At 51.3% G+C, this 12,426-nt stretch carries 9 protein-coding genes and 1 pseudogene; 2 read left to right on the top strand and 8 right to left on the bottom strand.

The features are described 5' to 3' along the window. The 4 genes and pseudogenes from BZJ18_RS04260 to fabB form a co-directional block, all read right to left on the bottom strand. Window positions 1-2,421, bottom strand: a 2,421-nt coding sequence (locus tag BZJ18_RS04260) for a FimV/HubP family polar landmark protein (RefSeq protein ID WP_338013061.1), incomplete at its 3' end; no start/stop codon positions are given. A 263-nt stretch (window positions 2,422-2,684) separates the two neighbouring features. Beyond that, window positions 2,685-3,698: an aspartate-semialdehyde dehydrogenase gene (locus BZJ18_RS04265; protein ID WP_077455475.1), complete on the bottom strand. Its 1,014-nt coding sequence runs from the start codon at window positions 3,696-3,698 to the stop codon at window positions 2,685-2,687. Continuing rightward, window positions 3,695-4,854: pseudogene (locus BZJ18_RS04270) on the bottom strand (4-phosphoerythronate dehydrogenase). The gene BZJ18_RS04265 and the pseudogene BZJ18_RS04270 overlap by 4 nt, the downstream one beginning before the upstream one ends. 256 nt (window positions 4,855-5,110) lie before the next feature. Continuing rightward, entirely contained in the window at window positions 5,111-6,325 is a 1,215-nt protein-coding gene (gene fabB / locus BZJ18_RS04275; protein WP_069587218.1) for a beta-ketoacyl-ACP synthase I, read from the bottom strand. Between the two features lie 119 nt (window positions 6,326-6,444). On the opposite strand from fabB, the gene mnmC reads away from it, so the two are divergent. After that, window positions 6,445-8,445, top strand: a complete 2,001-nt coding sequence (gene mnmC / locus BZJ18_RS04280) for a bifunctional tRNA (5-methylaminomethyl-2-thiouridine)(34)-methyltransferase MnmD/FAD-dependent 5-carboxymethylaminomethyl-2-thiouridine(34) oxidoreductase MnmC (RefSeq protein ID WP_077455476.1) — start codon at window positions 6,445-6,447, stop codon at window positions 8,443-8,445. An 86-nt stretch (window positions 8,446-8,531) separates the two neighbouring features. Here the strand turns inward: mnmC and BZJ18_RS04285 are convergent, their stop codons facing one another. Then, entirely contained in the window at window positions 8,532-8,807 is a 276-nt protein-coding gene (locus BZJ18_RS04285; RefSeq protein ID WP_069587231.1) for a YfcL family protein, read from the bottom strand. A 10-nt stretch (window positions 8,808-8,817) separates the two neighbouring features. After that, on the bottom strand, window positions 8,818-9,369 hold the full coding sequence (locus BZJ18_RS04290; RefSeq protein ID WP_077455477.1) for an elongation factor P hydroxylase: 552 nt from the start codon (window positions 9,367-9,369) through the stop codon (window positions 8,818-8,820). 201 nt (window positions 9,370-9,570) lie between these two features. On the opposite strand from BZJ18_RS04290, the gene BZJ18_RS04295 reads away from it, so the two are divergent. Further along, window positions 9,571-10,194 carry a trimeric intracellular cation channel family protein gene (locus BZJ18_RS04295; RefSeq protein WP_069587214.1) on the top strand — a complete coding sequence of 208 codons (624 nt, stop codon included), beginning with the start codon at window positions 9,571-9,573 and terminating at the stop codon, window positions 10,192-10,194. Window positions 10,195-10,251: 57 nt separating this feature from the next. Here the strand turns inward: BZJ18_RS04295 and aroC are convergent, their stop codons facing one another. Continuing rightward, entirely contained in the window at window positions 10,252-11,325 is a 1,074-nt protein-coding gene (gene aroC / locus BZJ18_RS04300; RefSeq protein ID WP_077455478.1) for a chorismate synthase, read from the bottom strand. Window positions 11,326-11,492: 167 nt separating this feature from the next. After that, the gene (gene prmB, locus BZJ18_RS04305) at window positions 11,493-12,425 is read right to left on the bottom strand and encodes a 50S ribosomal protein L3 N(5)-glutamine methyltransferase (RefSeq protein WP_077455546.1); all 933 of its coding nucleotides are present in this window, start codon (window positions 12,423-12,425) and stop codon (window positions 11,493-11,495) included. Window position 12,426 lies beyond the last annotated feature (1 nt).

Below are 12,426 nucleotides of genomic sequence, written 5' to 3' on the forward strand. Positions count from 1 at the left end.
ATCCGCTAGCTCGGTATCTAGAACATCGTCGCCGCCTTCTGCTGGCGCCTCGTCTTCGCTAGCATCCTCTGCGGCTTCATCTGCATCCGCAGTTTTATCATCTGCTGACTCAGCGTCTAGATCATCGTCGCCGCCTTCTGCTGGCGCCTCGTCTTCGCTAGCATCCTCTGCGGCTTCATCYGCATCCGCAGTTTTATCATCTGCTGACTCAGCGTCTAGATCATCGTCGCCATCTTCTGTTGGCGCCTCATCTTCGCTGGCATCTTCCGCGGCTTCATCTGTATCCGCAGTTTTATCATCTGCTGACTCAGCGTCTAGATCATCGTCGCCATCTTCTGTTGGCGCCTCATCTTCGCTGGCATCTTCCGCGGCTTCATCTGTATCCGCAGTTTCATCACCCGCTGGCTCAGTATCTAGATCATCGTCACTGTCTGGCTCTGGTATATCATTTTCGATATCAGTCTCATCACCATCGTCGCTGTCATAAAGCAAGTGCTCTAGTTCAGCTTCATTCGGATCGGTGTCGTCTTCCCCCCAAAGTGCCGGATCATCGTCCTCAGCCAGTGGATCGATATCATCATCCCCTACCACTTCTTCAAGCAGCGCATCCGAGTCTTCAAGGTGAGGATCATCTTTATCCAGCACTTCGTCTAACAGTGCGTCACTGCTCTCATCAAACTCGTCGATATCATCATCGTCATCGTTGATCCAAGCCTCGTCATTAGTCTCTTCTTCATCACCAACCAATTCATCGAGCAACTCGGTGGTGTTATCGAGGGATAGGTCGTCATCGTCGCTATCGTCATCCGATAGATCAATGTCTTGGCTAAGGTCAAGCTCAGGCTCGTCTTCGAGAACCTTGTCAAACAAGGCATCATTTGGTGCGTCTTCTGGCTCCTCAGCAGCCTTGTCTGTGTCTGATGTTGCTTCTTCCGGCTGGTCAGCACCCTCACCTTGTTCGCCGGCTAACAGGGCGTCGATATCATCAACATCGCCGCCATTATCTTCTTCGAGTGATTTTGCCCATTCTGCAGCCAGTGCTTCATCCGCACTCATTTCTTCTTCAGGGGCAGCGTCTGACTCTTCTGGGGTCGACTCTTCTTCGACCGATGGTTCAGGCGTCTCTTCTGGGGGAGCCTCCGCTAGCTCATCCAGCGCTCGCTCCATGTCCTCCAGACCAATAGCATCATCCCCATTGGGTGCCACGCTCGACTCATTACCCGACATATCATCGAGGTCATCATCCAAATCAAGATCGTCGAGATCCGTGTCATCACCGAACATTTGGTCTTCATCGCTACCAAAGTCGTCGGCAATTTCTAACTCATCATCCTGCGGCTCCTCATTCGCTTCTTCCTCTTCAGGATCAGGCACCATGATAACCGGCATATCATCTTCAATCTCATCATGATCGAGCGCCGCTGGCTCTTCGACGTCATCCTCTTGCTTTTTACGACGCGAGAGGAAGAAGAAAATCGCCCCCGCAATCGCAGCGCCAGGCAGAATCGCTAGCATAGCCAGCAATAACGGGCTATCCATCAATGACTCCACCGCTGATGGCGGCTGGGTTTCTTTTGCGACTTTCGCTTGGCGTTGTTGCTCTAAGAACGCGCGGATTTCTTGGTTCAATTCAGCATCATTGCCCACTTGCTCTTTCAGCGCAGAAAGCTCGTGTTGAACTTCCGATAAGCGGACTTTGAGCACATGGTTACTTTCTACCAAGCGCGTCATTTCTTGATCAGATGCTTGCAATTGCGACTGCAAATTCTCAACCACTTGTGGCTGTGGTGACATGTCATCGCTTGACGACTCCGCCATCGAAGATGCATCGGACTCTTCAGTGTCTGGTGAAGGAAGCGTTGCTTCAGGACGAGAGGCAGCCGGTTGCTGAGGTTCACGAGGTGCGCTCACTTGGGTGCTAAGTGGCGTTTGCGGGGTTGCCTGTGCTTGCTTTCTCGCTTGGTCGATTTCGAGGCGCGCAACAACATCGTTAGTGCTTTCACGCTGAATTTGCGCCAAGGTGGGCATTAATAAGTTACTGCCAGGCTGCAAACTATGGATATTGTTATCCGCAAATGCATTCGGATTTAAGCGAAAAATCGCTCCCAAGGTTTGATAAACACTGACTTGGTTATTCGGCCGCATTTGCGTGGCAATAGACCACAAGGTTTCATTCGCCCCGATTGGTCCATAACGCTGCGGTGTCGGCGTATTCACTGGTTGCGGCACTGATTGCGCCTCAGTGGTCATTTCATCCTGCGGTCCAAGAATACGAATCGCCGCTTCCACAGAAACAGTAGAAAAACTGAAGACAATAAACGCGATCATGGCTAGCAAGACAGCAAGACGCTGACTGAACTTTCCAGTAGTCATACACGTTTTACGATGAGAAGACTGTTCACTTTGCTGTGCGTCGGACACACCCGCACCCCTTATGGCAGAAATGGCCTCACTAAATATCTAACTATATCGGAAGCCATGCTAAAAACTGTAGTTTGATGATATAAAAGTGTGTTGTGCGATCAAACTGTGGGCGCTCGGCCTCAGTTTTACCTTTACGATTACCGGCAATTTGCCGCGACACACCGAGTTCAAAGCAAAAATAGTGCCTAAAAAAATACCCTGTCAATGATGACAGGGTATCATGGCGTCTTGCCATCGTTGCGATAAACGCTGTGGCAATTTTACAAGTAATCGCGCACCAGCAGTTCCGCAATCTGCACTGAGTTCGTTGCAGCCCCTTTTCGAACGTTATCCGCCACGACCCAAAGGTTTAAGCCATTCGGGTGGCTAATATCATTGCGGATCCGACCCACTAACACCTTGTCAGTGCCAGTGCCCTCTTTCACTTGCGTCGGGTAGTCCTCCCCCTCGAACACTTCGATATGTTCATGTTGGCTCAAGATTGCCACCGCTTCTGTAGCGTCAATTGGTTGACGGCATTCAATATGCACCGCTTCGGCATGGCCATAGAAAACAGGAACACGCACGCAGGTAGGGTTCACGCCAATCATTTCATCGGCAAAGATCTTCTGCGTTTCCCACACCATTTTCATTTCTTCTTTGGTGTAGCCATTGTCCATAAACTGATCGATCTGCGGCAAACAATTAAACGCGATCTGTTTGCTATATAGCGCTGGTTCAGCGTCTTGACTATTGAGCAGTTTTACCGTTTGTCCGGCAAGTTCGTCGATGCCCGACTTACCGGAACCCGAGACAGATTGATAGGTCGACACGTTAATACGCTCGATTCCCACTGCATCATAAATCGGTTTCAACGCCACCAGCATTTGGATGGTGGAACAATTGGGGTTAGCGATGATATTGCGGTTACGAAAATCGCCAATCGCGGCCGGGTTCACTTCGGGGACCACAAGAGGGACATCAAAGTCATAACGGAACTGGGAGGTGTTATCAATCACGACAACACCTGCGTCTGCCGCTATCGGCGCCCACTGCGCAGATGCTTGTGCGCCGGCTGAAAACAGGCCGATTTGCACTTGGGTCCAATCAAACTTCTCTACGTTTTGAACACGTAGGCTTTCGCCTTTGAATTTGATGGTTTCTCCTTCACTGCGCTCACTGGCGAGCAGGTGCAGTGTCCCAATCGGAAAGTCGCGCTCTTCTAGGCTATCAATAATCGCGCGTCCAACCGCGCCTGTTGCGCCTAAAACCGCAACGTCAAATGCTTGTGTCATGCTTGCTCCTCAATACTAAAGCCGAGCTTAGCCAGCGACTGTAACCCGAAATCCGTCTGTCCGGCTACTGTGATCGCACTGTACTCACGTCGATCCCAGTAATTTTTTCGTAATTGGTCAAAGGCTGTACGTTGTGCGGGTTTATTGTCCCCAGCGCCATGCATTGCGCGACGAAAATCACTGTCGTCCCGACGAATATCGTAGACCAATTGTGTCAATGCCATTAGATCGCTTTGTTGCCATGGCTGGGCAAGCGTCACATGAGGGATGGGGGCGGTCGGTAGCAAGTCACTGGCGTGGGCACGATGAGGCAGGCCAAGGTGTTCACACAGTGCGTTAAACACCATGGTAGTGCCGCGCGCTTTTCCTTCTAAGCCATAGCCTGCAATATGCGGCGTGGCAAAGGTCAGCTTATCCATGAGGTCCAGATCAACCTCGGGTTCATGCTCATACACATCAAGCACCGCATCCATGTCGCCTTGATCAAGTCGTGCACTCAAGGCCTGATTGTCAACCACAGGGCCGCGCGCCGCATTAATCAATATACTGCCCGCGCCCAATGCCGCTAAACGTGCTGCGTTCATCAAATGGTAAGTGGGGTATTGGCCATCGCGCGTTAATGGTGTGTGAAAAGTCACTACATCACACGATGCAATAAGTGTATCAATATCAACCATTGGACGTGGATCACCGGCATCTTGACGAGGTGGATCGCACAACACCGTTTTTATCCCCAGCGCATCAAGGCGTTCGGCTAGATAACTGCCCACGTGCCCGACTCCCACAATACCGACCGTCCGGTCTGTAATCGAGAATCCTTGTTGTTGGGCCAAGACAAGCAGCGCGCTGATCACGTACTCAGCAACCCCAACTTTGTTGCAGCCGGGCGCAGCCGTCGCGTGAATACCTTGTGCATGCAGGGCGTTAAAATCAAGATGATCTTCACCCGCGGTGGCAGAGCCGACAAAACGTAACCGAGACGCGCCTTTGACTAGGGCATGATTCACTTGTGTCACACTTCNCTTCTTACCATTAATGCATCAGCATCAATCAAATCCGCCGCGCTGATTGCGCGTCCGGGTAATGCCACGACCTCACCCAATTGGCTAAACAAGGCTTGGGCATAAGGCATGTTTTCGTCTACAACAATTTTCACGTTCAACGTCCTGTGTGAGTCGGTGCACCGCGTATCGGATGCAAAATGCGAAGGCAATATTGTATCTGGCTCGTCACAAGAAAACACCCTTGCTCAACGGGGGACGGTGGAATTATCGATRGCAGGAACCGGCATAAAAAAACCCGGCCGAAGCCGGGTAAATCCAGGACCTGAAAAGACTATTAACGGCTCTCAACGATAATAGCCCGCGTCTGATGGCAGAATTGCTCTGCAAACCTGGAAAACGAGGGGCGGATTAACCGCGATATTTTTCGATCACCAAGGTCGCATTGGTGCCACCGAAGCCAAAGCTGTTCGACATCACTCGCGTCAGTGCTTGCTCACGCGGTGTAGTGACAATATCCAACCCTTCTGCAGCAGGATCGAGTTGTTCGATGTTAATACTTGGCGCCACAAAGCCATGCTCCAGCATCAACGTCGAATAAATGGCTTCATGCACACCTGCCGCGCCTAATGCGTGGCCCGTCATGGCTTTGGTCGCTGAAATCGCTGGGCTCTTACCTGCGAAAACTTCTTGGATCGCGCCAAGCTCTTTGACATCACCGACTGGCGTGGATGTACCGTGGGTGTTGATATAATCCACGTCGCCGTCCACATCTTGCATCGCCATCTTCATACAGCGGATAGCGCCTTCGCCTGACGGGGCAACCATGTCGTAGCCGTCAGAAGTCGCACCATAACCGACGATTTCACCGTAGATGGTCGCGCCACGCGCCAATGCATGCTCAAGCTCTTCGACCACCAACATGCCGCCACCGCCAGAGATAACAAACCCATCGCGGTCTGCATCATAGGTCCGTGAGGCTTTTTGTGGATCGTCATTGTATTTCGTTGATAACGCACCCATGGCATCAAACATCATGGTCAATGACCAATCAAGCTCTTCGCCGCCACCCGCAAATACGATATCTTGCTTACCCAATTGGATGAGCTCAAGTGCATGACCGATACAGTGTGCCGACGTCGCACAGGCAGAGCTCATGGTGTAGTTCACCCCTTTAATTTGAAATGGGGTGGCCAAGCACGCAGAGACCGTCGAGGACATAGTGCGGGGCACCATGTAAGGGCCAACGCGTTTAACCCCTTTTTCTCGAAGAATATCGACCGCGGCTACTTGGTTAACAGAAGACGCACCGCCTGAGCCTGCGACAAGGCCGGTCCGTTCATTAGAGACGTGTTCAGGTGCAAGACCTGCGTGTTCAATTGCTTGCTCCATGGCAAGATAAGCAAAGCCAGCCGCGTCACCCATAAAGCGCATTTTTTTGCGGTCGATATGGTCGGCGGGGTTCAGTTTGAGGTCACCCCAAACGTTACTGCGCAGTTTCATATCGGCAAACTGCTGAGAGAAGTTAATGCCAGATTTTCCCGCTTTGAGCGACTCCAGCACTTCTTTGACGTTGTTACCAATACTGGAAACAATCCCCATGCCTGTAATGACAGCTCGTTTCATGATTCTTTCCTAGACGTTAATTTCGCAGTGGATGATAGCGTTTTTAAAGCTGATAAGTGGTCAGCTTTCCTTTCAGTCAGTACAATTTCGCTTTTACGACATTTTTGTATGAGGCATTTGTGAGCTCTCCCTCAATTAAACATGCGCAAATCAGTTGGAACGACACTGGCACACCGGTCGCCGACCAGTTTGACGATGTGTATTTTTCTAACGCTGACGGCCTCGCCGAAACCCGCTATGTGTTTTTGGCTCAAAACCAACTCCCCACCCGCTGGGAGACCCACTCATCGCCCCGCTTTGTGATCGCGGAAACCGGTTTCGGCACCGGATTAAACTTTCTCGCGACCTGGCACGCCTTTGCGCAGTTCCGCCAAGCCCAACCCGATGCGGCGGTCACGCAACTGCACTTTATCAGTTTCGAAAAATACCCTCTGACCGTAGAAGATCTTGACCGTGCGCATCAAGCTTGGCCTGAGCTTGCCCCGTATGCAGAGCAGCTTCGCTCTCACTACCCTGTCCCTTTGGCGGGCTGTCAACGGATCGTGCTGGCACAAGGTCAGATTACACTCGATTTGTGGTTTGGTGATATTAAAGATTGGTTACCACAAGTGCCGACTGGCGCAGCAGGGATTGTCGATGCTTGGTATCTCGACGGTTTTGCCCCGAGCAAAAACCCGGAGATGTGGAATCAAGATTTATTCGATGGCATGGCTAGGCTTGCCCGTGAGCAGTGTACTTGCGCCACCTTTACCGCCGCTGGTTTTGTCCGTCGTGGTCTGTTAGCTGCCGGTTTTGACATGAAAAAGGTGAAAGGGTTTGGCCACAAACGCGAAATGCTGGCAGGCCGATTACCCACGCGGAAAACGGCGACCAGCTTTCAACCATGGTACGCACGGACTCCCGCGATATCGGCAGATGATATCGCGGTGATTGGCGGAGGGATTGCCAGTGCCGCATTGATCACGGCATTACTTCAACGCGGAAAACGCGTCACCCTCTATAGCCAAGACTCGCACCCTGCGGCGGGGGCATCAGGTAACCGCCAAGGCGCCATTTATCCACTTTTAAATGGCAACAACGACAATTTAAGCCAATTTTTTGCTCCTGCGTTTTTGTTTGCTCGCCAGTTTGTTGAACAACAACACGAGCAAGGGATCGCGTTTGAACACCAATGGTGTGGCGTGACGCAACTGGGTTACGATGAGAAAAGTGCGACCAAGCTGGCTAAAATGACCAAGGGTGACTTTCCAGACACACTCGTCACGCCAATCGATAATGCAGATGTGGCTGAGACGGTCGGCCTAGAAACCGGTCATGCAGGCGTATTTTATCCATTGGGTGGGTGGATGAGCCCACAACAATTTACGGCCGCTGTGATTGATGCGGCTATCGCGAGCGGACAACTGCGCGCACATTTTGATTGCCACGTGGATGCACTGAGGCAAGCCGACAATGGCTGGACGCTTAGTACAGCACTTGGTGAGGTTTGGCATCATAATGTCGTAATCGCAAATGGCCACCAATCCGCCCAATTTGGCCAAACACAGCCGATTCCTGTTTATCCGGTGCGAGGTCAAGTGAGCCATGTCCCCACCAATGCTGAGCTGCGTCAACTCAATACAGTGCTGTGTTTCGAAGGCTATTTAACGCCGGTCAATCAAGCAGGAGAGCATTGCTTGGGGGCCAGTTACAGCCGGAATAATGCCGATCTCACTTTCCAAGCTGACGAGCAAACCGAGAACCAACAGCGTCTCACCGGTTGTATTGATACCGACTGGGCGCGTGCCGTGCCAGTTGCAAAAGAAGGACGTGTGGGCGTACGCTGCGCCAGTCGCGATCACCTCCCGTTTGTGGGCAATGTTTGCGACTATCACGCACTGGTTACCGCGTACCAAAATCTGCAAAAGGACAAAGAAAAAGCAGGCTCCGTGCCTGTCTATCCGGGGCTATTTTGCTTACTCGGCTTGGGGTCACGAGGTCTTACGTCTGCGCCGCTTGCCGCGGAAATACTCGCCGCACAATTGTGTGATGAGCCTTTGCCATTACCACAAACGGTGCTCGACAGCCTGCATCCAGGGCGAATGTGGGTGCGTAAGCTGTTAAAAGGTAAAGCCTTGTAACCACAGTTACGAGACAAAACAGCCATCGTCTCGACGATGGCTGTTTACTGTCGGCGCCGCTTATTTCATGCGCTCAGCGGCGAAGACTATTGGTCTTTTTCTACTTGTTGCTGCAGCAAGTCCCACAATGCGCCCACCAAACGTTGATCGCCGGGAGACAATTCACTGGCATTGTCATTAAGGCTGGCATCCACACGCGCTTTGAGCGAAGCAACGTCATCAAGACCTTCCAGTTCGCAGTCTGCAGCGGCAAGAGACACATGGCCACGTAAATAACCACTGGCAAATAACTCATCATCAGAGGCGGTTTCTACCATCTCATCAATCAAGGTCAAAATACGTTCTTCGTAGTCTTGGATCATCATGTCTCTCTTAGCCTGACTCGGGCAATGCAAAATCGTTGGGCGTTAACGGGGCAATGCCGTAAAAGCCTCGCAAGGTATCAGAAAACTGCTTAGCACGCACGGGTAATGCGGGGCTTGTGCTGTCTTCGCTCAGGTAGTCCATCACTTGCTGACGCACTTTGGCAGTAAACGCATGGCGATCTGGCTCGACACCGCTTAAATTGTCGCAACTGACTTGAAAACGAAACCCACAGCTTGCAGACAGTATCCACTCAATCGCTTGTGGCTTCACTTCCACGGCCTCAAAGGCGGCTTGCGTGTCAGCATCACGGCCATCGGGGTGATACCAATAGCCATAGTCTTCCAATTGACGGCGTTTCTCGCCGGCAATGGTCCAATGTGCAATTTCATGTAACGCAGAAGCAAAAAAACCGCGCGCAAAAATCACCCGATGATATGGGTACGTTGCATCCGCGGGCCGATAAATGGGTTCATCGCCGCCCAGTAAGAGTTCAGTATTGAACGTGCTAAGAAATGTTTGGTTAAAAAGCCGAATTAAGTCGTGATAATCGTGGGTCATACAGCACTTTAATAGGATTAAATATCAATCAGTAACAAAAAAGACATTTTTAGCGATAAAAAGTAGCATCTCTATTAGCTAAGCCTTTCAATCTAAACACTCTTTTTTATTTGTTCCTCATCACAAATTTGATTGTGTGAGGCCGTTAAGGCCACTACAATGCGCGTCAATTTCTAATCTCAGTATAAGGTGTCGGGTTGTATGTTGTTATTGACGCTTTATGTCATCGGCATTACCGCGGAAGCCATGACAGGCGCGCTCTGCGCAGGCAGAAAACACATGGACTGGTTTGGGGTGATGTTTGTCGCCAGCGCCACCGCTATCGGTGGCGGAACAGTCCGCGATATTCTTTTTGGCCACTACCCTCTCACTTGGGTTGCTAACCCGCATTTTCTCGTAATTACTTGCGTCGCAGGCTTGATTACCCCGTGGATTGCCAGCTGGGTTGCACGCAATTATAAACTGTTTGTCACCCTAGATGCACTGGGCCTTGCCGCCTTCAGTATTATTGGCTGCCGCGTTGCGATGGATATGGGGCTACATCCTCTGATTTGCATGGTTTCATCTCTGATAACCGGTATTTTTGGCGGGCTATTGCGTGACTTAATCTGTCGTCAATCGCCGATGGTCTTGCATAAAGAGCTATATGCCTTGGTCGCCTTTGTCACCGGTGCGCTTTACTTTAGCTTGATTCGTCTCGATGTCGGTGAACTGATTGCGACAGTTGCCAGTTTAGTGATTGGCTTTGGGTTTAGAATGGCCGCCCTTCGCTTTGGTTGGTCGTTACCGGTTTTTCGCTTTGAAGCGCCTTCATCGCTGCACTGATCATAAAAAACCGCACAACTGGGTGCGGTTTTTTGGGGAAATCGACTGAATCAAAAACTATATGCTGGGGTTCGCCCCCATTTGGCCACGATGACGCAGCAAATGGTCCATAAGCACAATCGCCACCATGGCTTCAGCAATCGGTACCGCGCGGATCCCTACACAAGGATCATGACGGCCTCGGGTAACCACATCCGCGGACTCCCCGTGAATATCAATGCTTTTTCCCGGCACCGTAATGCTAGACGTCGGCTTGAGCGCTAAATGGGCAACCAGCGGCTGGCCTGAAGAAATTCCCCCCAGAATGCCACCGGCATGGTTTGAGGCAAAGCCGTCAGGATGAATTTCATCACGATGCTCACTGCCGCGCTGGGTTACCACATCAAAACCATCGCCAATCTCGACCCCTTTCACCGCATTGATCCCCATCAGTGCGTGGGCGATATCAGCATCTAAACGGTCAAACACCGGCTCCCCTAAGCCTACCGGCAGGTTTTCCGCCACTACGGTCAGTTTCGCACCGATCGAGTCGCCGTCTTTTTTGAGCTGACGGATAAGTGAGTCTAACTCATCGAGTTTATTTGGGTCAGGACAGAAGAAAGGATTTTGCTCAACTTGCGCCCAATCGACTGTGTCTATGGTCACGTCGCCCATCTGCGCCAAGTAGGCACGGACTTGAATACCGTGGACTTGGGCTAGGTATTTTTTAGCCACCGCCCCGGCGGCAACACGCATCGCGGTTTCACGCGCTGACGAACGACCACCGCCGCGGTAATCGCGGATGCCGTATTTATGATGGTAAGTAAAATCTGCATGGCCGGGACGAAACACATCTTTGATTTTGGAATAATCTTTTGAGCGCTGGTCGGTATTTTCGATCATCAAGCCGATCGATGTCCCCGTGGTTTTGCCCTCAAACACACCGGAGAGAATATTAACAGCGTCAGGCTCGCGACGCTGTGTGGTGTATTTCGATGTGCCGGGGCGACGACGGTCAAGATCATGCTGCATGTCCGCTTCCGTCAGCGCCAACCCTGGGGGGCAGCCGTCAATAATCGCGCCCAGTGCGATACCGTGGCTTTCTCCAAACGTCGTCACGCGAAAAATTTGTCCAATCGTGTTGCCTGCCATGCCTTCCTCTGTTTGCCTGATGGGCATTGTTGTGTTTTTGCGTACTTTGTTAGCAATTAACCACAAAGCAGTCAAAGACGCAAAAAAAATCCACCTCTGGTCGTCAGTGCCAAAATAAAAAAAGCCAGCACAAAGGCTGGCTAGAAAAGTATGCGAAGCACGTGTGACTAGTCGCGATAAAGCGCAAATTCCTCAGCACAGGCAACCAAATCCTGACGCGAGATCATGAACACGCCATGACCGCCGTTTTCGAATTCGATCCAATGCAACGGTAGGTGGCCATATTGCTCTTGCATGTGCACCATCGAGTTACCCACTTCACAGATCAGTACACCATCGTCGGTGAGGTAATCCGGAGCATTGGCTAGGATACGACGAACCAGTTTTAATCCATCCGTCCCGGCAGCCAGCCCTAATTCAGGCTCATGGCGGAACTCGTCAGGCAGGTCAGCCATGTCTTCTGCATCCACGTACGGAGGATTGCTAACAATCAAATCGTACTTATCTTGCGGGACGTCTTTTAGTAAATCAGAACGCAGCGGGATCACTTGCTCTTCCAAGCCGTGATCTTGAATGTTGATTTCGGTCACTTCCAACGCATCGGTAGAAATATCAACCGCATCGACTTCGGCCTCAGGGAAAGCATAGGCGCATGCAATGGCAATACAGCCACTGCCGGTGCATAGGTCCATAATGCGGCTTGGGGCATGCGGTAAAATACCGGCAAACTCTTGTTGGATCAGCTCACCAATCGGTGAACGTGGCACCAAGACGCGCTCGTCAACAAAAAACTCGAGGCCACAGAAATAGGCTTTGTTGGTCAAGTACGCAACAGGGGTTTTATCGTTAATCCGTGCAATGACACGCTCAACAATACGATGTTTTTCACTGGTGGTCAGGCGCGAAAAACGCGTCTCAGACGGGACATCGACAGGAAGATATAAGGTAGGAAGCACAAGCTGCACCGCCTCGTCCCAAGCATTGTCTGTGCCATGACCGTAAAACAGCCCTGCCGCATTGAAACGACTAACTGTCCAGCGCAGCATGTCTTGCAGCGTATGTAATTCGCTGACCACTTCTTCAGTAAAAATCGTATCCACA

It is taken from the genome of Salinivibrio sp. IB872, assembly GCF_001995345.1.
Lineage (GTDB): Bacteria > Pseudomonadota > Gammaproteobacteria > Enterobacterales > Vibrionaceae > Salinivibrio > Salinivibrio proteolyticus.

Excerpts from the sequence above, each read along its gene's own strand:
- BZJ18_RS04265 (WP_077455475.1), bottom strand. The coding sequence starts at position 3,698 with ATGACACAAGCATTTGACGTTGCGGTTTTAGGCGCAACAGGCGCGGTT.
- fabB (WP_069587218.1), bottom strand. The coding sequence starts at position 6,325 with ATGAAACGAGCTGTCATTACAGGCATGGGGATTGTTTCCAGTATTGGT.
- BZJ18_RS04285 (WP_069587231.1), bottom strand. The coding sequence starts at position 8,807 with ATGATCCAAGACTACGAAGAACGTATTTTGACCTTGATTGATGAGATG.
- BZJ18_RS04290 (WP_077455477.1), bottom strand. The coding sequence starts at position 9,369 with ATGACCCACGATTATCACGACTTAATTCGGCTTTTTAACCAAACATTT.
- BZJ18_RS04295 (WP_069587214.1), top strand. The coding sequence starts at position 9,571 with ATGTTGTTATTGACGCTTTATGTCATCGGCATTACCGCGGAAGCCATG.
- aroC (WP_077455478.1), bottom strand. The coding sequence starts at position 11,325 with ATGGCAGGCAACACGATTGGACAAATTTTTCGCGTGACGACGTTTGGA.